This window comes from Citrobacter sp. CRE-46 (assembly GCF_059615875.1).
Window position 1 is genome coordinate 3,876,374 of sequence record NZ_CM184341.1, and the last position, 22,495, is coordinate 3,898,868.

Here is a 22,495-nt window from a genome sequence, read left to right on the forward strand (position 1 = left end):
CGGCAATGAGCGCCGGGAGAATTATTCAATCGGTAGAGCAGTTGTGTATTTAATCTGTTCCATCGCAAAGCTGGAGGTGACATCAGACAGGCCCGGCACGCTGTTCACCAGGCGCTTATAAAATTCGTCATAGCTTTTCATATCGGCGACCTGGACCCGCATCAGGTAGTCATACTCCCCTGCCATACGCCAGAATCCCAGAACTTCCGGCATTCCGGTGACTTCGGTGACAAAGCGGCAATACCATTCGCTGCTGTGGTGCTGAGTCTTGATCAACACAAACGCGGTTAAGCCCAGCCCCAGTTTTTCGGGATCCAGCAGGGCGACTCGACCCAGCAGGATACCATCATCTTCAAGCCGTTTAAGGCGTTTCCAGCAAGGGGTGGTAGTCAGATTAACGGCATCTGCTAACGCCTGCAAAGAAAGGGTGCAGTCTTGTTGCAGTAAGCCGAGCAGCTTACGGTCAATTTTGTCTAACATATCCACTCCACAGAGAAGAATTTTCTCCTTACATTCTATTTTAAAGGCTAAATGGCAACAATTTTTTCCGTGCTTTTCGCTATTCTGGGCACAAAATGACAAATGGATATCTTTTAATGATGAATAGCTCCTGGGTTAAAAACGCCATCAATGAAATCAACGCGGATTATCAACGTTCTGCGGATACGCATCTCATTCGTCTGTCGCTCCCGGCGTTTCCGGGCATTCAGCTCTATTTAAAAGATGAGAGCACGCATCCGACCGGGAGCCTGAAACATCGTCTGGCACGCTCACTGTTTCTGTATGGACTGTGCAATGGCTGGATCAAAGAAGGCACTACCATCATCGAGTCATCATCCGGCTCAACGGCGGTTTCCGAAGCGTATTTCGCCCGTCTGTTAGGATTACCGTTTATCGCCGTTATGCCTTCGTGTACTGCGAAACGTAAAATTGAACAGATTGAGTTTTATGGCGGGCGCTGTCATTTCGTGGAAAGCGCCTGCGAAATTTATGCGGCTTCTGAACAATTGGCGCGTGAGCTGAACGGCCATTACATGGATCAGTTCACTTACGCTGAGCGCGCCACCGACTGGCGTGGTAACAATAATATTGCCGACAGTATCTTTCGGCAGATGCAATGCGAGCCCAACCCCGTTCCCCGGCATATCGTGATGAGTGCCGGAACCGGCGGCACCTCGGCGACCATTGGCCGTTATATTCGTTGTCAGGGCTACGACACTCGTTTGATGGTGGTGGATCCGGAAAACTCGGTCTTTCTGCCCTTCTGGCAAGATCGCGATGCAACCTTACGCAGCCCGGTAGGTAGCAAAATCGAAGGGATCGGTCGCCCACGCGTAGAACCGTCTTTCATTCCTGACGTGGTCGATGAAATGCTGCGCGTGCCTGATGCCGCCAGCGTGGCCACCGCGCACTGGCTGGAGACACAGCTGGGCCGTAAAGTTGGCGCCTCAACCGGCACCAACATGTGGGGAGCATTACAACTTGCCGCCCGTATGCGCGATGCAGGAGAAACGGGATCGCTGGTGACGTTGTTGTGTGACAGCGGCGAACGTTATCTGGAAACCTATTACAACCCGCAGTGGGTCGACGCGCACATCGGGGATTTAACGCCGTGGAAAGCGGAGCTGGCTCAACTCCTGAATACCCACTAATCAGACAAAAAAAAGCCAGACGCGAAGTCTGGCTTGCTGGAAGGGATCTCTCATTCGGGGGAATAAGGTAGATGCGGATTGTCCAGCCAATGCGTCAAAAAGTGTGATACTGCCTGATTACGGCAATGCCCAATCACCGATAAATGAGGCAGTTCAGCAATCAGTTGCGGCATCGCGTTACCCATAATCAGGCCGCGCCCTACGCTACTTAACATTTCGCGATCGTTCATGGCATCGCCAAACGCCATACACTCGGCCATTGAATAACCTAAGTGGTTGCTTAATACCGCCAGCGCAGAACCTTTATTACATCCCAGCGGCAGCACCTCGAGGCAATCAACCGCGGAGAAACAGAGATTCGCCTGTTCACCCAGCGCCTCATTGAGTTGAATGCGCAGACGGATCAGCGTGTCATGATCGCCGCAGAAACAGATCTTCGTTACCTGGTGGGCGGGAATACGTTTCACATCCACGATCTGGTAACGAAATCCGCTATACACATGCGCCTGAAGCAGCGCTGGAATTTCTTGTCCGGTGAACCAACCGTTGTCATTAAAGACATGCATGCTGGCCGTGGTGTCCCACTTCTGGTGCAATACACTATCCGCAACATTCGGATCCAGATCCTGGCGGTGCAGCACATCACCCTCCAGCGAGTGAATGCGCGTACCGTTACCCGTGATTAAAAAGGCATCCAGCGAAATAGAACCCAGAATGTGGCGCATCTCCAGCACATGGCGACCGGTGGCAAATGTCAGAGTGATATCACGTTCACGCAGGCGCGCCAGCGTTGAAAGCGTTTCATCACCTAAATGGTGATTCGGCATCAAAAGAGTGCCATCCATATCAAATGCAGCCAGACGAGCCATTTCTTTCTCCACACTGTGAGGCGGTTAACTTGTGATTCAGTATCACCTGAGATATACGGAAGTAATAGTGAATAGATAAAATGAATTGTTCCGGGTTTTCTGCGTAAAAACCGTTAACGGGCACCTTGAAGGATAAAGTATCAATGCGTCTGCTTAATCGCCTGAACCAGTACCAACGCCTGTGGCAGCCCTCGAACGGGGAGCCGCAGTCGGTGACCATTGGCGAACTGGCTGAACGCTGTTTTTGCAGCGAACGCCACGTGCGAACCTTGTTAAAACAAGCGCAGGATGCAGGCTGGCTGGAGTGGCACGCCCAATCGGGGCGGGGTAAACGCGGGCAGCTACGCTTTTTAGTTACGCCGGACTCGCTACGCAATACCATGATGGAGCAGGCGCTGCAAAAGGGGGAACAGCTTAGCGTGCTGGAGCTGGCCGAACTGGCGCCGGGTGAATTAAGAACCCTGCTACAACCGTTTATGGGCGGTCAGTGGCAAAACGACACGCCAACCCTGCGTATCCCCTATTACCGCCAGCTCGACCCTTTGCACCCCGGATTTCTCCCTGGCCGCGCAGAGCAACATCTCGCCGGGCAGGTATTCTCTGGCCTGACCCGGTTTGACACGCATACACAACGCCCCTGCGGTGATTTAGCTCACCACTGGAATATCTCCGCCGACGGCCTGCGTTGGGATTTCTATATTCGCTCCACGCTGTACTGGCATAACGGCGATGCCGTCAGCAGTACGCAGCTACATCAGCAGTTGCTGAAGCTGTTAGAACTACCCGCGCTGAATAAGCTGTTCATCAGCGTCAAACATATTGAGGTGACCCATCCCCAGTGTCTGACCTTTATTCTGCATCGTCCCGACTTCTGGCTGGCGCACCGTCTGGCAAGCTACAGCAGTCACCTGGCACATCCTGAGCACCCGTTTGTGGGTACCGGTCCATTCCGGTTGACGTTGTTTACCCCTGAGCTGGTGCGTATCGAGAGTCACGATCACTACCACCTGAGTCATCCACTCCTGAAAGCGATCGAATACTGGATAACTCCGCAACTCTTCTCCCAGGACTTGGGCACCAGCTGTCGCCATCCGGTGCAAATAGCGATAGGTAAACCCGAAGAGTTGCCCATGCTAAGCCAGGTGAGCAGCGGGATAAGCCTCGGTTTTTGCTATCTCACGCTCAGAAAAAGCGCGCGCCTGAATACCTTGCAAGCCCGCCGGCTGGTCAATATTATCCATCGCTCTTCCCTGCTACAAACGCTGGAGGTAGATGAAAACCTGATAACCCCAAGCAATGCGCTGCTGCCTGGATGGACGATCCCGCAATGGGATGAGTTGAACGAGGTAGCGCTACCGGAAAAACTGACGCTGGCATATCACCTGCCGGTTGAACTACATGCCATGGCTGAACAGCTTCGCCAGACGCTGGCGCTACTCGGCTGTGAATTAACGCTTATATTTCATAATGCTAAAAACTGGGACGGTAATCATCCTTTAGCGCAGGCCGACCTGATGATGGGAGACAGACTGATTGGCGAAGCGCCTGAATATACCCTCGAACAGTGGTTACGTTGCGATCAACTGTGGTCACATGTACTCAATGCGCCTGAATACACGCACTTGCAAACCACGCTGGATGCCCTGCAAGTCCAGGCCAATGAAGACGATCGTCACGCGGCGTTACAGCAAGTGTTCGCCACGCTGATGCATGATGCCACGCTGACTCCGCTGTTCAATTATCACTATCGTATTAGCGCGCCACCGGGCGTGAACGGTGTTCGCCTGAATCCTCGCGGCTGGTTTGAGTTCACCGAAGCCTGGTTACCGCCCCCTTCAGCATGAAGAAGCTGGTCGACACCACGTCCAGGCGCTACCATATGGGTTTCGTTATTTGTCAGGAAAAGCCATGAAACGTGCCGTTGTTGTATTCAGTGGAGGTCAGGACTCCACGACCTGTCTGGCGCAAGCGCTACATCAGTATGATGAAGTGCACTGCGTGACCTTTGATTATGGTCAGCGCCATCGCGCTGAGATTGATGTCGCACGTGATCTGGCCTTAAAACTCGGCGCGCGTGCGCACAAAGTGCTTGATGTCACGCTGCTTAGCGAACTGGCTGTCAGTAGCCTGACCCGTGATAACATTCCGGTGCCTGATTACGAACCGGATGCGAACGGCATTCCCAATACCTTTGTGCCCGGACGCAATATTCTGTTTTTAACGCTGGCGGCGATTTACGCATATCAGGTACAGGCAGAGACGGTCATTACCGGCGTTTGTGAAACCGACTTCTCTGGATATCCTGACTGTCGCGATGAGTTCGTCAAGGCTCTGAACCATGCCGTGAGCCTGGGGATGGCAAAAGATATCCGCTTTGAAACTCCGCTGATGTGGATCGATAAAGCCGAAACCTGGGCGCTGGCCGATTACTGGGGCAAGCTGGACCTGGTACGCGAAGAAACGCTGACCTGCTATAACGGTATCAAAGGTGACGGTTGTGGTCACTGCGCGGCCTGTAATCTGCGCGCCAACGGTCTTAACCATTATCTGGCGGATAAACCGGCAGTGATGACGGCGATGAAGCAGAAAACCGGGTTAAAGTAATGGGTTGAGCGATGCCGGATGGCGCTTTGCTTATCCGGCCTGCAAGCACTCGCAGCCACTACTTCACCATCAGTTCCAGTTTCTCGCGCAACTCTCCTTCCAGCGGTAGCGCTTTTTGCGTTTTCAAATCAATACAGACGAAGGTAATCAACGCATCTGCTACCACCTGTCCTTCCGGCTCCAGGGTGATAGTCTGGTTCAACACGCCGCTTTTGCCATTTAACTGCTGTACCTGACTGGTAACAGTCAGCAGGTCGCTCAGCACCGCCGGACGGCGATAGTTGATATTAATATTCACAACCACAAAAGCGATGTTGTGAGCGGTCATCCACTGAAAGCTGTCGCTGTTTTCCAGTCCATCCCAGCGTGCTTCTTCCAGAAACTCAAGATAACGGGCATTGTTGACGTGCTGATAGACATCAAGATGATAACCACGGACTTTGATTTGTGTTTGCATAGCGCAGAAACCTTACGTTTTTTTATATGTACATATTCAGGGTGAAGAGGCCATAACTGGTATGACCTCTATAGTCTGGCAAACTTTCAGCGCTCTGCAAGTTATTAAAGTGTTAAAACTGCCAGGTTACGCTCTACCAAAGAACTTCCCATCCCCGGCACCTGCTTTAAATCATCGACCGTTTTAAATGGCCCGTACTCTTCTCGATAGCTGACAATGGCCTGGGCTTTTTTCAGTCCGACCCCATTCATCACTCGCGCTAAATCCTCCGCAGAAGCGCTGTTGATGCTTACCCTGGTGCCTTCATCATCGCTTGCTTTAGCGGGTTGCGTAGCCTTGCTTTGCGCCACTGTGGAAGCATCCGCTTTGGTTTGAGTCGCCTGGTTTTTGGCAACGGGCTCTGCAGCCAATGCGCTTTGGGCCATAGCGCCGCAGGTCAATGAAAGGGTGATAAGCAGGGCTTTGATTCCATGTTTCATACTGTTTTCTCCGTGTTTGTTAACAGTGGAATCACGATAGCGAGGTGCGGAACAGCAGACAAACGGCAAATAACAGAAATGGAAAAGGCCGCGAAAGCGGCCTTTGGTTAATACAACTTTTTGCAATTTTTTGCGAACTGCCTCGGTTATTGCTGCTGTTCCAGCGCGTCACCGATTTTAATTTTTGCGGCTTTACGCAGGTTGCTCATCAGCGCTTCGAACACAATCTGCGCGTTGTTCTGGGTGATCCCCTGAACCATCGCTTTCTTCTGCGCTTCAGGCATCGAACCCGCTTTCACTTCGTCCAGCGCCAGCAGAACAACGTTACCCTGCATATCGTTCGCCACGCCGTAGCTCGGTTTGTCTTTCGCTGGCAGGCTCAGACCAAAGGCTGCCTGGCTCAGAGGATCCTGACCAGTGCGGCTCAGCGTTTTCGCCTCACCAAAGCTCAGACCCGCCGCTTTCATCGCTTCATCACCTTTACCGGCTTTCAGGTCCGCCAGCAGTTTATCAGCATCCAGCTTAGCCTGTTGCTCTGCTTTATTGTGCTTAACAAGCGCAGTAACCTGCTCTTTCACTTCAGCCAGTGGCTTAACGGCTTCGGCTTTGTGCTCTGCAATACGCAGCACAAACGCGCGATCGCCATCCACGGTAATGATGTCAGAGTTACTGCCAGGCGTACCGTTCTCGCCAACCAGACCCCCATTGAAAATGACGTCAGCGACGGGTTTGAAATTCAGCTCTTCCGGCAGACTGTCACGGCTAAACCAGCCCGTTTCAACCGCTTTCATACCGGCAGCTTGCTCCGCACCCGCCAGGGATTCGTTATCGTTGCTGGCTGCATCGCTCACTTTCTGCTGCAGCGCATAGTACGCATCCAGCGCTTTTTCCTGCTTCACTTTCGCCGCAATGTCGTCACGGGCTTCGCTCAGCGGTTTAACCTGCGCAGGCTGTACGTCATCAAGACGCGCAACGAGAAAACCAACGGAAGATTTAATCACACCGGACAGTTGGCCTTTGTCTTTCAGGCCGGCATTTTTCAGCTCATCCGGAGTGGTGGAATCTTCCAGCCATCCCATATCGCCACCTTTACGGGCAGAGATGATGTCGGCTGATTTTTCTTTCGCCAGCGCAGCGAAATCTGCGCCTTTGCTCAACTCATCCAGTACCGCTTTAGCTTCATCTTCCGTTTTCGTCTGAATAATGCTGTAGCGGTTACGCTGCGGCTGAGTGAACTGGTCCTGATGCTGGTCATAGTAAGACTGAATATCAGCATCGCTGGCCGTCTCCTGCAGTGCAGCAGCGTCCAGCTTGATGTAGCTCACGCGGAACTGTTCCGGCGTCATGAAGTTGTTTTTATTCTGCTCGTAGTAGCTGGCAACTTCCTGCTCGGTAACGGATTGCTTCGCGGCAAGCGCGTTAACGTCAATCGTCGCCTCACGCACGATACGCTGCTGTGCGACCAGCGCCGCCAGCTCATCGGTTTCGCCTTTCAGCATGAAGTCCGTACCGGCAACGCCGTTGATCAACTGCTGGGTAGTAAGCTGATTACGTAATGCCTCAGCGTACTGATCGGCGGTCATTCCCATTTGATTAACAATCGCATTGTAGCGGTTGTTATCAAATTTGCCGTCCACCTGGAAAGCAGGCGTGGCGAAAATAGCCTGTTTAACCTGATCGTCGCTGATATTGAGCTTCAGCTCGCGGGAGTATTGATCCAGCAGCGCTTCGTCTACAAGACGATTCAGCACCTGCTGACGCAGCGTTTTCATATAGCCTTCATTCGCCGCCAGCTCAGAGTATTGATCGCCCAACTGTTGCTGCATGCGGTTACGTTCGCTATTGAACGCATTTTCGAATTGCCCGCGGCTGATCTCCTGGCCATTCACTTTGGCGGCGTAATTGTTGCCCCCGCCAATCAGGTAACCACTCACGCCGGTCAAAATGAACGACACGATAATGATACCGAAAATAATCTTGAGCACGAGACTGTTAGCAGCCGTGCGTAAGCTGTCCATCATGGTGTAACCACACTCCGCTGTAGATGACTATACGCGTTATCCTTCAAGCCGCCTGCACGTTGTTACAACAACGGCGGCAAGGATTTTGAGTATATATGCTTCACGCAGCATAGCGTTTCCTGAACGCTGCGCACAAAGGCCTATTGTGACAAGAAACGGGGGCAATTGTCAGCCCACAACACGTAGAAAGTACCGGAATCAGAAATAAAAAAGGCACATCAGTTGATGCGCCCTTGTACTTCGTCACATCCCCAAAGGGGAAATCACTTAGTTTACCGCGTCTTTCAGTGCTTTACCTGCACGGAAGCCCGGTACTTTAGCCGCGGCGATGGTGATCTCTTTACCTGTTTGCGGGTTGCGACCAGTACGGGCAGCACGCTCTTTAACGGCAAAAGTACCAAAACCTACCAGCGCTACGTCATCGCCTTCCTTCAGGGATTCGGTAACAGAAGCAATAATTGCATCTAACGCACGTCCAGCCGCAGCTTTAGAGATATCAGCCCCTGCAGCAATTTTGTCGATCAGTTGAGATTTATTCACTCTTCTCTTCCTCTTTTATAATTTATATCGCACCTGAATCCTTCAAAGTGCGACCGCGCAGCAGTTATATCAGGCCTGCCATGCCCTTACAACACCCGTTAATGATGGCAAGCCTAATCCGTCATCTAAATTAGCTATACAAAAAAAGGCTGGCAAGTCCGAAATGGCCTGCCAGCCCTGTTTTTATTAGTGCTCTTTGCGCGAGGTCACTATTTTGCGGTCACAACCTGCATTCCAGAGGGTTCATTTTGCAGCGCAAGCGTCAAAACTTCCTCGATACGTTTCACCGGATGGATGTCCAGATCGGCAATCACGTTGTCCGGAATCTCTTCCAGGTCACGTTTGTTTTCATCTGGAATTAAGACCGTCTTAATGCCGCCACGGTGCGCCGCCAGCAGTTTTTCTTTCAAACCACCGATTGGCAGCACCTGACCACGCAGAGTGATCTCGCCGGTCATCGCCACATCGGCGCGTACCGGGTTACCGGTCAGACAAGAAACCAGCGCGGTACACATGGCAATACCGGCACTTGGACCATCTTTCGGCGTCGCCCCTTCTGGTACGTGAACGTGGATGTCGCGTTTTTCGTAAAAGTCCGGATTAATACCCAGTTTTTCCGCGCGCGCGCGCACCACGGTCAGTGCAGCCTGAATAGACTCCTGCATTACCTCACCCAAAGAACCGGTGTAGGTCAGCTTGCCTTTACCCGGAACGCAGGCGGTTTCGATGGTCAGCAGATCGCCGCCCACTTCCGTCCACGCCAGACCGGTCACCTGACCGACGCGGTTTTCGTTGTCCGCGCGACCATAGTCAAAGCGCTGTACGCCCAGGTAGTCGTGCAGGTTGTCGCCATTGATCACAATATGTTTCAGTGATTTGTCGAGCAGCAACTGCTTCACGGCTTTGCGGCACAGTTTAGAGATTTCACGCTCCAGACTACGCACGCCCGCTTCACGGGTGTAGTAACGAATAATGCCCACAATGGCGCTATCGTCGACCGTAAGCTCGCCTTTTTTCAGCGCGTTACGCTCAATCTGTTTCGGCAACAGGTGACGTTTAGCAATGTTCAGCTTCTCGTCTTCGGTGTAGCCGGACAGACGGATCACTTCCATACGATCCAGCAACGGCGCCGGAATATTCATGGAGTTCGAAGTCGCAACGAACATCACGTCGCTGAGATCGTAGTCCACTTCCAGGTAGTGATCGCTGAACGCCACGTTCTGCTCTGGATCCAGCACCTCAAGCAGCGCGGAAGCCGGATCGCCACGCATGTCGGAAGACATTTTGTCGATCTCATCGAGCAGGAACAGCGGGTTTTTAACGCCCACTTTAGCCATTTTCTGGATCAGTTTACCCGGCATCGAACCGATATAGGTCCGGCGGTGACCGCGAATTTCAGCCTCATCACGTACGCCGCCCAGCGCCATACGGATGTATTTACGCCCGGTCGCTTTCGCGATGGACTGGCCCAGAGAAGTTTTACCTACCCCCGGCGGCCCAACCAGACACAGGATCGGCCCCTTGATTTTGTTCACACGGCTTTGAACCGCGAGATACTCAAGGATACGGTCTTTGACGCGTTCCAGACCGTAATGGTCGGTATCGAGGATTTCCTGCGCCTGACGCAGGTCTTTTTTGACCTTGCTACGCGCATTCCACGGTACCTGTACCATCCAGTCGATGTAGCCACGGACCACGGTCGCTTCCGCCGACATCGGAGACATCATTTTCAGCTTCTGCAGCTCTGCTTCGGCTTTCTCTTTTGCCTCTTTCGGCATTTTCGCCGCGTCGATTTTGCGTTTCAGCGCTTCGTTTTCGTCCGGCGCATCATCCATCTCGCCGAGTTCTTTCTGAATAGCTTTCATCTGCTCGTTCAGATAGTACTCGCGCTGGGATTTTTCCATCTGCTTCTTCACGCGGTTGCGAATGCGTTTCTCAACCTGCAGCAGATCGATTTCAGATTCCATCATCGCCATCAGATATTCCAGACGTTCGTTAACGTCGGACATCTCCAGCACGGACTGCTTGTCTGCCAGCTTCAGCGGCATGTGCGCAGCGATGGTGTCCGCCAGACGCGCGGGATCGTCAATGCTGTTCAGCGACGTCAACACTTCTGGTGGGATTTTCTTGTTCAGCTTGATATAGCCTTCGAACTGGCTGATAGCGGTACGCACCAGCACTTCCTGTTCGCGCTCATCAATGGCAGGCGAGTCAAGGTACTCCGCTTTTGCAGAGAAATGCTCGCCGTTGTCAGACAGCGCAGAAATACGCGCGCGCTGTAACCCCTCGACCAGCACTTTTACGGTGCCGTCAGGCAGTTTCAGCATCTGCAAAATAGAGGCCACGGTCCCGACGGTGAAAAGATCGTTTACACCCGGCTCATCCGTTGACGCTTCTTTCTGTGCGACCAGCATGATTTTTTTATCATGGTCCATAGCCGCTTCCAGACAACGGATAGATTTTTCCCGCCCTACAAATAAGGGTATGACCATGTGCGGATAAACCACCACATCGCGCAACGGCAATACGGGGATTTCAATGCGTTCAGAACGCTCAGGATTCATAGAGCTCTCTCTTAGTTTAGTGTCCGCCAGGTAATCAGGTGGTACGACTGTGCTTCACACCACCTTTAACATGTATGTCAGTATATGGGGATGTTTCCCACACATTCAACGCCATGTTTACGGAAAAATAAAAGGGGAGATAAAATCCCCCCTTTTTAATTAAATGTCTGTATGAATTGATGAATTATTCGCCAGATGCCTGCTGTGCTTCCGGCTTACCGTAAATCAGCAATGGCTTGCTCTGACCGCCAATCACCGACTCATCGATCACCACTTTTTCGACGTCTTCCATCGAAGGCAGATCGTACATGGTGTCAAGCAGCGCGGCTTCGACGATGGAACGCAGACCACGGGCACCGGTTTTACGCGCCATCGCTTTCTTGGCGATCGCATCCAGCGCTTCTTCACGGAACTCCAGATCGACACCTTCAAGGTTGAACAGCGCCTGGTACTGCTTGGTCAGGGCGTTTTTCGGCTCTTTCAGGATCTGGATCAGCGCTTCTTCACTCAGTTCGCTCAGCGTTGCCACCACCGGCAGACGACCGATGAACTCAGGGATCAGACCAAATTTGATCAGATCTTCCGGCTCCACCTGCGACAGCAGCTCACCTTCGCTGGCTTTATCAGACTGCGCTTTTACCGTTGCGCCAAAACCAATGCCGGAGCCGGTTTCAACACGGTTAGCGATCACTTTGTCCAGACCAGCGAACGCGCCACCGCAGATAAACAGGATCTTGGAGGTATCAACCTGCAGGAACTCCTGCTGCGGATGTTTACGCCCCCCCTGCGGCGGAACGGCGGCAACCGTACCTTCGATCAGTTTCAACAGCGCTTGCTGTACGCCTTCGCCAGAAACGTCACGGGTAATGGACGGGTTGTCAGACTTACGAGAAATCTTGTCGATTTCATCGATATAGACGATCCCGCGCTGCGCTTTCTGTACGTCGTAGTCGCACTTCTGCAGCAGTTTCTGAATAATATTTTCAACATCTTCACCCACATAACCGGCTTCGGTCAGCGTGGTGGCGTCAGCCATGGTAAACGGAACGTCCAGCAGGCGCGCCAGCGTTTCAGCCAGCAGCGTTTTACCGGACCCCGTCGGGCCAATCAGCAGGATGTTACTTTTGCCCAACTCGACGCCATTGCTGGTGTCGCCGTTGCGCAGACGTTTGTAATGGTTGTATACCGCGACCGCCAACACTTTCTTCGCCTGTTCCTGACCGATAACGTAATCGTCCAGGTGATTGCGAATTTCATGTGGCGTCGGCAGCGCACTGCGTTCACGGTGCGGTGCTACTTCCTTAATCTCTTCGCGAATGATGTCGTTACACAAATCGACACATTCGTCGCAGATATACACGGATGGACCGGCAATCAGCTTCCGCACTTCATGCTGGCTTTTGCCGCAAAAAGAGCAGTACAACAATTTGCCCGAGCCATCTTTGCGTTTATCTGTCATGGGTCAAAACCTCTTCTTTGTTCTTTGTGCCGCACACGACGACGCAAATGCCATTCTCAGGCGCAAGACGCTAGTCAGCGTTGTGCCGCTCCAGGTAATTATAGCGGCACACCTGCGCACTGGGCATTAATTACGATGGGTCAAAATCGAGTCGACCAGACCGTACTCTACCGCTTCAGAAGCGGAGAGGAAGCGATCGCGCTCGGTATCACGTTCAATCTGCTCAAGAGATTGACCCGTATGATGCGCCATAAGTTCGTTCATGCGCCCTTTTACCTTCAGGATTTCGCGGGCATGAATTTCAATATCCGTTGCCTGGCCCTGGTAACCGCCCAGAGGCTGGTGGATCATGACGCGAGAGTTAGGCAGGCAAAAACGTTTACCTTTCGCCCCGGCAGTCAGCAGGAACGCGCCCATTGAGGCCGCCTGGCCCATACAAATGGTGCTGACGTCCGGCTTAATAAACTGCATGGTGTCATAGATAGACATCCCGGCAGTAATTACCCCACCAGGGGAGTTGATGTACAGGTAGATATCTTTTTCCGGGTTTTCTGCTTCCAGGAACAGCATCTGCGCCACAATCAGGTTAGCCATATGGTCTTCGACCTGGCCAGTCATAAAAATGACGCGTTCCTTAAGTAGACGAGAATAGATATCAAAAGAGCGCTCACCACGTGAGGTCTGTTCAATGACCATCGGCACCAGCGCCATATGGGGTGCAAAGTTATCTCGTTCGCCGCTGTATGACATTTCCGTCTCCTGGATAAAATTTGAAAAAACCTGCTGTGCTGATTGTAACCTTATGGACGGATTATCAGCTAGTCCCTCAGTAATGGGTACGACATCGCCATAATTCAAGCATAACAATCTTTTGTTGTAACGCTAACACTGAAACGCTGTTTTCGCACTCTTCCCATGCAAAATGCGTGACAAAAAAAAACCCGCCACCAAAAGGTGACGGGCTTGCGTACGAAATTCGTGCTACAAAAGCGACGAATTACGCCTGCTGGTTCATCAGCTCGTTGAAGGAAGTGGCTTTTTCAGTCACTTTCGCTTTCGCCAGAACGGCTTCAACAGCTTGTTCTTCCAGAGCGACGTTACGCATGTTGTCCATCAGCTCTTTGTTTTTGCTGTAGAACTCAACAACTTCTTTCGGATCTTCGTAAGCAGAAGCCATCTCTTCGATCAGGCCTTTAACGCGATCTTCGTCAGCTTTCAGCTCGTTGGTGCGAATAACTTCGCCCAGCAGCAGGCCTACAACTACGCGACGCTTAGCCTGTTCTTCGAACAGTTCACGCGGCAGTTCCAGAGCTTGTTTCTCGTTACCGCCAAAACGCTGCGCAGCCTGACGACGCAGAACGTCGATTTCGCTGTCGATCAGAGCAGCCGGTACGTCGATGTCGTTAGCTTTTACCAGACCTTCGATCGCCTGAGACTTAACGCGGTTACGCACAGCGCCTTTCAGCTCGCGCTCCATGTTTTTACGTACTTCAGCACGCAGACCGGCTACGGAACCATCTTCCACGCCGAAACGTTTGATGAATTCTTCAGTCAGCTCCGGCAGTTCGCGTTCTTCAACTTTCTTCAGGTTGATAACGAACTTAGCGGCTTTACCTTTCAGGTTTTCAGCGTGGTACTCTTCCGGGAAGGTCACGTCGATAGTGAACTCTTCGCCAGCTTTGTGGCCTTTAACGCCTTCTTCAAAGCCTGGGATCATACGACCCTGGCCCATCGCCAGTACGAAGTCAGACGCTTTGCCGCCTTCGAACTCTTCGCCGTCTACAGAACCGGTGAAGTCGATGGTTACACGGTCTTCTGCATCAGCAGCGCCGTCTTTGTCTTTCCAGGTAGCCTGCTGCTTACGCAGAGTGTCCAGCATTACATCAACGTCAGCGTCGGTGACTTCAACAACCGGTTTTTCAACTTCGATTGCTTCCAGGCCAGTCAGCTCAACTTCCGGGTACACTTCGAACTCTACCGCGTAAGTAAAATCTTCACCCAGCTTGTATTCCCCCGGAACGTAGTTCGGTGCGCCAGCCGGATTGATTTTTTCTTTGATGATCGCGTCAACGAAGTTGCGGCTCATCAGGTCGCCCAGCACGTCCTGACGCACGGAAGCGCCATAACGCTGAGCAACAACATTCATCGGTACTTTTCCTTTGCGGAAACCGTCAATACGCACTTTCTTCGCTACGTTGACCAGCTCGCTTTTCACAGCGGTCTCGATGCTGTCAGCAGCGATAGTAATCGTTACACGGCGGCCAAGGCCTTGAGTGGTTTCAACTGAAACTTGCATCTTGTTACCTCAAAAAATCACAGTGCTCGGTCAACTCTTCTCCGCAAGCACAGGTTGTTGGCTTCGCGGAACTGGGATGTTCTCATAAGCAATCACATTCCCTGTCGTCAGAATCATCCCGAAGACATTCCGAAAAATAAGACGCGCATTATAGCGGCATCACTTTTATGAGTCGAGAACGGTTATCGCGCGTTGCTGCGGCTTTTTTCACAATTCCCGGCTAATTTTTGTCTGAATACTGTACGACTCCCCCAGAATTCAGACAAAACAAAACGGCCCGCAGGCCGTTTTCACATATTCTGTAGCAACATACTGGAAAAACATCGGTTGTTGCAAATCCGTTTTTCTACGCGATGCTCCCGGCTCCACGACAAGGGGGCGACGCAAAGATCGTGTCCTGCAACGCTTCCCACTCCTTAATGGTATAGGTATGCAGGGCTAACGCATGTACGGTTGTGGAGAGTTCCGCCGTTAACGTGCCGTAAATCATCCGATGACGATTAAGAAAACGTTCACCTGTAAAACGATCGCTAACCAGCACAACCTTAAAGTGGCTTTCAGAACCTGCCGGGACATTGTGACGATAGCTTTCATCCACAACTTCGAGGAATACGGGTTGGAACGCTGCCCTTAATTTTTCTTCTATTTGCTCACGAATCATCATGAAATTTTTCCTCCGACAACGCTGAGATGTCACCCATCCCTTTAAATACTAGCCGCTTTTACCGTTTTCATTACACCTTAGCAACAAAAAATTAGCGCTTGTCTGATTTTCTCAGCCAAACGAATGAAGTTCACTCATTTCATTCTTTGGTTTATTGCAAAAAGTCCGTTTCTGGTCTCCACAAAGTCATAAAAAGGACAACACAATGAATTTACATGCGTTACCCACTTCCCCTCATCGTTGGCGATGTTATGATGGCGGGAATTTTCTCTAACCACACAATTTAGATTCGCTGAGAGCCCTGGCATGTTTAAAAAAATCCTCTTCCCGTTAGTTGCGATGTTTATGTTGGCAGGATGCGCAACGCCGCCTACCACCATTGAAGTCTCCCCTAAAATTACCCTGCCGCAGCAGGATCCGAGCCTGATGGGCGTGACCGTGAGTATCAACGGCGCCGACCAGCGTCAGGATCAGGCGCTGGCAAAAGTCACCCGCGACAACCAGTTGGTTACCCTGACCGCTTCCCGCGATCTGCGTTTCCTGCTGCAAGAAGTGCTGGAAAAACAGATGACCGCGCGTGGTTATATGATTGGTCCGAACGGCGCAGTAAACCTGCAAATCATTGTTAGCCAGCTGTATGCTGACGTGTCTCAGGGTAGCGTGCGTTACAATATCGCCACTAAAGCAGACATCGCTATTATTGCGACCGCGGCAAACGGTAACAAGATGACCAAAAACTACCGCGCAAGCTACTCTGTTGAAGGCGCGCTGCAGGCCTCCAACAAAAATATTGCTGATGCCGTTAACAGCGTCCTGACCGACACCATCGCTGATATGTCTCAGGACACCAGCGTTCACGATTTCATCAAGCAGAACGCTCGTTAATTTCTGCCCATATGGCCCGGCGTTCGTCGGGCCTATAGAAGCCCATGTCCAGTCATTACTTACGTATTTTTCAGCAACCACGTTCAGCTATCCTGCTCATTCTGGGGTTCGCCTCCGGATTACCGCTCGCACTGACATCCGGTACGCTCCAGGCGTGGATGACGGTCGAAAATATCGATCTTAAAACCATCGGTTTCTTTTCTCTGGTCGGCCAGGCCTACGTATTTAAGTTCCTCTGGTCTCCATTGATGGACCGCTATACGCCGCCGTTTTTGGGCCGACGTCGCGGTTGGCTACTGGCGACCCAGCTACTGCTATTGATTTCTATCGCCGCGATGGGCTTTCTGGAGCCGGGTACGCAGCTACGCTGGATGGCCGCGCTGGCGGTGGTGATCGCGTTTTGTTCGGCATCGCAGGATATCGTCTTTGACGCCTGGAAAACCGACGTATTGCCCACCGAAGAGCGTGGCGCAGGTGCGGCAATCAGCGTACTGGGTTACCGTTTAGGGATGCTGGTTTCCGGCGGACTGGCCCTGTGGATGGCCGACCGCTGGCTCGGCTGGCAGGGAATGTATTGGCTGATGGCGGCGCTGCTGATCCCTTGCATCATCGCCACCCTGTTAGCGCCAGAACCAACAGATGCTATTCCGGTGCCTAAATCTCTGGAACAGGCGGTTGCGGCTCCGCTGCGAGACTTTTTTGGCCGCAACAATGCCTGGCTGATTCTGCTCCTCATCGTGCTGTATAAACTCGGTGATGCCTTCGCCATGAGTCTGACCACCACCTTTTTAATCCGCGGGGTTGGGTTTGATGCGGGTGAAGTCGGCGTGGTGAATAAAACGCTGGGGCTGCTGGCAACCATTGTTGGCGCGCTGTACGGCGGAATCCTGATGCAGCGCCTCTCGCTGTTCCGCGCATTATTGATTTTCGGTATTCTGCAAGGGGCATCAAACGCAGGTTACTGGCTGCTGTCCGTCACTGACAAACACATGTTCAGTATGGCCGCCGCCGTCTTCTTTGAGAACCTGTGTGGCGGGATGGGCACCGCGGCGTTTGTCGCCTTATTAATGACGCTGTGCAATAAGTCCTTCTCAGCGACCCAGTTCGCCCTGCTCTCCGCGCTTTCAGCGGTTGGCCGCGTGTACGTAGGTCCGGTAGCGGGTTGGTTTGTCGAAGCGCACGGGTGGCCCACGTTTTATCTGTTCTCCGTGTTTGCCGCGCTGCCTGGACTCCTCCTGCTGCTGGTTTGTCGCCAGACGCTGGAACATAGCTGGCAAAATGAAAGCTTTATTCCGCGCACGGAATTTCGTGGCGCGTACGGTCTGGCATTAATGACGCTAGTCGCGGGCTGCTGTTTGCTGGCAGTTTGGCTATTGTTGCTGACCCTTAACGCACTGGACTACACCAACTTCTCCTTCCTGCCGGAACTGCTTGAAATCTCGGTGGTGGTCGCGGTCTGCGGAGTGGTATTCGGCGGATTGCTGGATTATCTGGCATTGCGCAAAACCCGTCTGGCGTGATGTTGCATATTTATGCTCTAAATAATTCGAGTTACGGGAAGGCGGCGACGCAGCAAATCCCCAGGAGCTTACATAAGTAAGTGACTGGGGTGAGCGAGGAAAGCCAACACACCCGTAGCTTGAAGTATGACGAGCATATTTAGCCGTTGTAATCACCCTGCGTAATTATAACGGCTAAATAAACAACAACTGAGAAAAAATATTATTTGTTATTTTGTGCGCCATAGAATTTGGAAATTATTGACGCCTTTTATACATGCTATTTTCCTTACTCGATTCAGCCATGAAAAATTTATTTTTTGTTCTGTAATTGTCTTTTTATTGATAATCAATTGTTAATTAATTGTTTTATTTTGGTATTGGTTATACCAATTGCCCTCCGCACGTCCCTCACCTGCCTGCTTTCGTTATAACGTGATGTTGCAACAGGTTCTTAAAGCCAACCCGACATATATTGCAACATATGTGACACGCTCGGCAGAACCCGGTAACACAGATCCAATGATGTTTACAGTAATGTAACCTTCCCGTAAAATGACCTCACACTTTAAACGCCACCCGGTCCCGTGGAATTGAGGTCGTTAAATGAGACTCAGGAAATACAATAAAAGTTTGGGATGGTTGTCATTAATTGCAGGCACTGCGTTGCTCAGTGGCTGTAATTCTGCGCTGCTTGACCCTAAAGGACAGATTGGACTGGAACAACGGTCATTGATACTGACGGCATTTGGCCTGATGTTGATCGTCGTTATTCCTGCCATCTTGATGGCTGTTGGTTTTGCCTGGAAGTATCGTGCAAGCAATAAAGATGCGAAGTACAGCCCGAACTGGTCACACTCCAATAAAGTGGAAGCTGTGGTCTGGACGGTGCCGATCTTAATCATCATTTTCCTTGCCGTGCTGACCTGGAAAACCACTCACGCTCTTGAGCCAAGCAAACCGCTGGCGCATGACGAGAAGCCCATTACCATTGAAGTGGTTTCCATGGACTGGAAATGGTTCTTCATCTATCCGGAACAGGGCATTGCAACCGTGAATGAAATCGCTTTCCCGGCGAACACTCCGGTTTACTTCAAAGTGACCTCTAACTCCGTGATGAACTCCTTCTTTATCCCGCGTCTGGGTAGCCAGATTTATGCCATGGCTGGTATGCAGACTCGACTGCATCTGATCGCCAATGAAGTCGGTACTTATGATGGTATCTCCGCAAGCTATAGCGGACCAGGCTTCTCCGGTATGAAATTCAAGGCTATTGCAACAAAGGACCGCGCCGAATTCGACCAATGGGTTGCTAAAGCTAAGCAGTCTCCGAACACCATGAGCGACATGGCTGCGTTCGAAAAAGTGGCTGTGCCAAGCGAATACAACCAGGTGGAATACTTCTCCAACGTGAAACCTGATTTGTTTAAAGATGTTATTAACAAATTTATGGCTCACGGTAAGAGCATGGACATGACCCAACCAGAAGGTGAGCACAGCGCACACGAAGGTATGGAAGGCATGGACATGAGCCACGCGGAATCCGCCAACTCAAGGGGTTGAGAAGAATACGATGTTCGGAAAATTGACACTTGATGCAGTTCCGTTCCATGAACCAATCGTCATGGTTACGATCGCTGCCATTATCATCGGTGGTGCGGCCTTACTCGGCCTTATCACTTACTTCGGTAAGTGGACCTACCTGTGGAAAGAGTGGCTAACTTCGGTTGACCACAAACGCCTTGGCATCATGTATGTCATCGTCGCAATCGTGATGTTGATTCGTGGCTTTGCCGATGCCGTCATGATGCGTAGTCAGCAAGCGCTGGCTTCTGCAGGTGAAGCGGGGTTCCTGCCACCTCACCACTACGACCAGATCTTCACGGCTCACGGCGTGATTATGATCTTCTTCGTGGCAATGCCATTTGTTATCGGTCTGATGAACCTGGTGGTTCCACTACAGATTGGCGCACGTGACGTTGCATTCCCGTTCCTGAACAACCTGAGCTTCTGGTTCACCGTTGTTGGCGTAATCCTGGTTAACCTGTCTCTGGGCGTCGGTGAATTCGCGCAGACCGGTTGGCTGGCGTATCCGCCTCTTTCGGGGATAGAGTACAGTCCAAGCGTCGGGGTCGATTATTGGATATGGGCAGTCCAGTTGTCCGGTATTGGTACAACCCTGACCGGTATCAACTTCTTTGTGACCATCATTAAGATGCGTGCGCCAGGAATGACCATGTTCAAGATGCCGGTATTTAGCTGGGCATCTCTGTGCGCGAACATCCTGATTATCGCTTCGTTCCCAATTCTGACGGTTACCGTCGCGTTGCTGACCCTGGATCGCTATCTGGGCACCCATTTCTTTACCAACGATATGGGCGGCAACATGATGATGTACATCAACCTGATTTGGGCCTGGGGCCATCCGGAAGTGTACATTCTGATCCTGCCAGTATTCGGGGTATTCTCCGAAGTCGCAGCAACCTTCTCGCGTAAGCGTCTGTTTGGTTACACCTCGCTGGTGTGGGCAACCGTGTGTATCACCGTTCTGTCGTTCATAGTTTGGCTGCACCACTTCTTCACCATGGGTGCCGGCGCAAACGTAAACGCCTTCTTCGGTATTACCACCATGATTATCGCCATCCCGACCGGGGTGAAGATCTTCAACTGGTTGTTCACCATGTATCAGGGCCGTATCGTATTCCACTCAGCAATGCTGTGGACGATTGGCTTTATCGTCACCTTCTCAGTCGGCGGCATGACCGGCGTACTGCTGGCGGTGCCGGGTGCGGACTTCGTACTGCACAACAGCCTGTTCCTGATTGCGCACTTCCATAACGTTATCATCGGCGGCGTGGTATTTGGTTGCTTCGCGGGTATGACCTACTGGTGGCCAAAAGCGTTTGGCTTCACGCTGAACGAAACCTGGGGTAAACGCGCATTCTGGTTCTGGATCATCGGCTTCTTCGTGGCATTTATGCCGCTGTACGTGCTGGGCTTTATGGGTATGACCCGTCGCCTCAGCCAGCAGATTGATCCGCAGTTCCATCCGATGCTGGTTGTTGCCGCCTGTGGCGCCGCGCTGATTGCACTGGGTATCCTGTGCCAGTTCATTCAGATGTACGTGTCTATTCGCGACCGCGAGCAGAACCGTGACCTGACCGGTGACCCATGGGGTGGTCGTACGCTGGAGTGGGCAACCTCTTCCCCGCCTCCATTCTATAACTTTGCCGTTGTGCCGCACGTTCACGAGCGTGATGCCTTCTGGGAAATGAAAGAAAAAGGTGAAGCGTACAAGCAGCCTACGCACTATGAAGAGATTCATATGCCGAAGAACAGCGGTGCCGGTATCGTCATTACCGCCTTCGCAACACTGTTTGGTTTCGCCATGATCTGGCATATCTGGTGGCTGGCGATTGCAAGCTTCGCAGGCATGATCATTAGCTGGATTGTGAAAAGCTTTGATGAAGACGTGGATTACTACGTGCCGGTCCCGGAAGTCGAAAAACTGGAAAACCAGCATTTCGATGAGATTACTAAGGCAGGGCTGAAAAATGGCAACTGATACTTTAACGCACGCGACTGCCCACGCGCACGAACACGGGCACCACGATGCAGGCCAGACCAAGATCTTCGGATTCTGGGTCTACCTGATGAGCGACTGCATTCTGTTCTCAATTCTGTTTGCAACCTATGCCGTTCTGGTGAACGGCACCGCAGGTGGCCCGACAGGTAAGGACATTTTTGAACTGCCGTTCGTTCTGGTTGAAACATTCCTGCTGTTATTTAGCTCCATTACTTACGGCATGGCGGCGATCGCCATGTATAAGAACAACAAGAGCCAGGTCATCTCCTGGCTGGCGTTGACTTTCTTGTTCGGTGCCGGATTCATCGGGATGGAACTCTATGAATTCCATCACCTGATTGTTAACGGTATGGGCCCGGATCGCAGCGGCTTCCTGTCTGCGTTCTTCGCGCTGGTCGGCACGCACGGTCTGCACGTCACCTCCGGTCTTATCTGGATGGCGGTGCTGATGGTGCAAGTTGCCCGTCGCGGCCTGACCAGTACTAACCGTACCCGCATCATGTGCCTGAGCCTGTTCTGGCACTTCCTGGATGTGGTGTGGATCTGTGTGTTCACTGTTGTTTATCTGATGGGGGCGATGTAATGAGTCATTCTAACGAGAGCGGCGGCGCATCCCATGGCAGCGTAAAAACCTACATGACAGGTTTTATCCTGTCGATCATCCTGACGGTCATTCCGTTCTGGATGGTGATGACAGGTTCTGCCTCTCCGGCCGTCATTCTGGGAACTATTCTGGCAATGGCCGTGGTACAGATTCTGGTGCACCTGGTGTGCTTCCTGCACATGAATAGCAAATCTGATGAAGGTTGGAACATGACGGCCTTTGTCTTTACTGTGCTAATCATCGCCATTCTGGTTGTGGGCTCCATCTGGATTATGTGGAACCTTAACTACAACATGATGATGCACTAAGAGCGGCG

At 51.9% G+C, this 22,495-nt stretch carries 20 protein-coding genes; 9 read left to right on the plus strand and 11 right to left on the minus strand.

Annotation, left to right across the window (positions count from 1 at the left end; translation table 11 throughout):
• Window positions 1-21 precede the first annotated feature (21 nt).
• Window positions 22-480, minus strand: a complete 459-nt coding sequence (gene decR, locus AC534G_RS19020) for a DNA-binding transcriptional regulator DecR (RefSeq protein WP_003831023.1) — start codon at window positions 478-480, stop codon at window positions 22-24.
• Between the two features lie 116 nt (window positions 481-596).
• Here decR and AC534G_RS19025 point away from each other — a divergent pair, with 116 nt between their 5' ends.
• The gene (locus AC534G_RS19025; protein ID WP_110498633.1) at window positions 597-1,652 is read left to right on the plus strand and encodes a PLP-dependent cysteine synthase family protein; all 1,056 of its coding nucleotides are present in this window, start codon (window positions 597-599) and stop codon (window positions 1,650-1,652) included.
• A gap of 50 nt (window positions 1,653-1,702) precedes the next feature.
• Here AC534G_RS19025 and cof read toward each other — a convergent pair whose 3' ends face one another.
• Window positions 1,703-2,521: an HMP-PP phosphatase gene (cof, locus tag AC534G_RS19030; protein ID WP_069323962.1), complete on the minus strand. Its 819-nt coding sequence runs from the start codon at window positions 2,519-2,521 to the stop codon at window positions 1,703-1,705.
• Window positions 2,522-2,664: 143 nt separating this feature from the next.
• Here cof and AC534G_RS19035 point away from each other — a divergent pair, with 143 nt between their 5' ends.
• A complete protein-coding gene (locus AC534G_RS19035) occupies window positions 2,665-4,365 on the plus strand; it encodes an SgrR family transcriptional regulator (protein WP_110498634.1) in 1,701 nt (566 codons plus the stop codon).
• A 64-nt stretch (window positions 4,366-4,429) separates the two neighbouring features.
• Window positions 4,430-5,125 (plus strand): 7-cyano-7-deazaguanine synthase QueC, encoded by a 696-nt coding sequence (gene queC, locus AC534G_RS19040; RefSeq protein ID WP_110498635.1) that lies wholly within the window; start codon window positions 4,430-4,432, stop codon window positions 5,123-5,125.
• Window positions 5,126-5,183: 58 nt separating this feature from the next.
• On the opposite strand, the gene fadM is transcribed toward queC, so the two are convergent.
• The 9 genes from fadM to bolA form a co-directional block, all read right to left on the minus strand.
• Complete coding sequence (gene fadM, locus AC534G_RS19045; RefSeq protein WP_038638282.1) at window positions 5,184-5,582, minus strand: long-chain acyl-CoA thioesterase FadM; 399 nt, start codon at window positions 5,580-5,582, stop codon at window positions 5,184-5,186.
• A 104-nt stretch (window positions 5,583-5,686) separates the two neighbouring features.
• Window positions 5,687-6,061 carry a helix-hairpin-helix domain-containing protein gene (locus AC534G_RS19050; RefSeq protein WP_038638279.1) on the minus strand — a complete coding sequence of 125 codons (375 nt, stop codon included), beginning with the start codon at window positions 6,059-6,061 and terminating at the stop codon, window positions 5,687-5,689.
• Window positions 6,062-6,207: 146 nt separating this feature from the next.
• Window positions 6,208-8,082, minus strand: coding sequence for a peptidylprolyl isomerase (ppiD, locus tag AC534G_RS19055; protein WP_085047635.1), 1,875 nt, complete (start codon window positions 8,080-8,082; stop codon window positions 6,208-6,210).
• A gap of 267 nt (window positions 8,083-8,349) precedes the next feature.
• Window positions 8,350-8,622 carry a nucleoid-associated protein HU-beta gene (gene hupB / locus AC534G_RS19060; protein ID WP_003021629.1) on the minus strand — a complete coding sequence of 91 codons (273 nt, stop codon included), beginning with the start codon at window positions 8,620-8,622 and terminating at the stop codon, window positions 8,350-8,352.
• Window positions 8,623-8,831: 209 nt separating this feature from the next.
• The gene (lon, locus tag AC534G_RS19065) at window positions 8,832-11,186 is read right to left on the minus strand and encodes an endopeptidase La (protein WP_038638272.1); all 2,355 of its coding nucleotides are present in this window, start codon (window positions 11,184-11,186) and stop codon (window positions 8,832-8,834) included.
• A gap of 184 nt (window positions 11,187-11,370) precedes the next feature.
• The gene (gene clpX, locus AC534G_RS19070) at window positions 11,371-12,645 is read right to left on the minus strand and encodes an ATP-dependent protease ATP-binding subunit ClpX (protein WP_003831013.1); all 1,275 of its coding nucleotides are present in this window, start codon (window positions 12,643-12,645) and stop codon (window positions 11,371-11,373) included.
• A 126-nt stretch (window positions 12,646-12,771) separates the two neighbouring features.
• A complete protein-coding gene (gene clpP, locus AC534G_RS19075; protein WP_032939995.1) occupies window positions 12,772-13,395 on the minus strand; it encodes an ATP-dependent Clp endopeptidase proteolytic subunit ClpP in 624 nt (207 codons plus the stop codon).
• Between the two features lie 247 nt (window positions 13,396-13,642).
• A complete protein-coding gene (gene tig / locus AC534G_RS19080; RefSeq protein WP_003021622.1) occupies window positions 13,643-14,941 on the minus strand; it encodes a trigger factor in 1,299 nt (432 codons plus the stop codon).
• A 346-nt stretch (window positions 14,942-15,287) separates the two neighbouring features.
• Window positions 15,288-15,605, minus strand: coding sequence for a transcriptional regulator BolA (gene bolA / locus AC534G_RS19085; RefSeq protein WP_038638264.1), 318 nt, complete (start codon window positions 15,603-15,605; stop codon window positions 15,288-15,290).
• A 306-nt stretch (window positions 15,606-15,911) separates the two neighbouring features.
• On the opposite strand from bolA, the gene AC534G_RS19090 reads away from it, so the two are divergent.
• The 6 genes from AC534G_RS19090 (at window position 15,912) to AC534G_RS19115 (ending at window position 22,487) form a co-directional block, all read left to right on the plus strand.
• Window positions 15,912-16,490, plus strand: coding sequence for a lipoprotein (locus tag AC534G_RS19090; RefSeq protein WP_003021617.1), 579 nt, complete (start codon window positions 15,912-15,914; stop codon window positions 16,488-16,490).
• 44 nt (window positions 16,491-16,534) lie between these two features.
• The gene (ampG, locus tag AC534G_RS19095) at window positions 16,535-18,010 is read left to right on the plus strand and encodes a muropeptide MFS transporter AmpG (protein ID WP_038638261.1); all 1,476 of its coding nucleotides are present in this window, start codon (window positions 16,535-16,537) and stop codon (window positions 18,008-18,010) included.
• Between the two features lie 585 nt (window positions 18,011-18,595).
• The gene (gene cyoA, locus AC534G_RS19100; RefSeq protein ID WP_038638258.1) at window positions 18,596-19,552 is read left to right on the plus strand and encodes a cytochrome o ubiquinol oxidase subunit II; all 957 of its coding nucleotides are present in this window, start codon (window positions 18,596-18,598) and stop codon (window positions 19,550-19,552) included.
• Between the two features lie 10 nt (window positions 19,553-19,562).
• On the plus strand, window positions 19,563-21,554 hold the full coding sequence (gene cyoB / locus AC534G_RS19105) for a cytochrome o ubiquinol oxidase subunit I (RefSeq protein WP_038638255.1): 1,992 nt from the start codon (window positions 19,563-19,565) through the stop codon (window positions 21,552-21,554).
• Window positions 21,544-22,158 carry a cytochrome o ubiquinol oxidase subunit III gene (locus AC534G_RS19110; RefSeq protein WP_003831007.1) on the plus strand — a complete coding sequence of 205 codons (615 nt, stop codon included), beginning with the start codon at window positions 21,544-21,546 and terminating at the stop codon, window positions 22,156-22,158. Before cyoB ends, AC534G_RS19110 begins: the two co-directional genes overlap by 11 nt.
• Window positions 22,158-22,487, plus strand: a complete 330-nt coding sequence (locus AC534G_RS19115) for a cytochrome o ubiquinol oxidase subunit IV (protein WP_003831006.1) — start codon at window positions 22,158-22,160, stop codon at window positions 22,485-22,487. The genes AC534G_RS19110 and AC534G_RS19115 overlap by 1 nt, the downstream gene beginning before the upstream one ends.
• Window positions 22,488-22,495 lie beyond the last annotated feature (8 nt).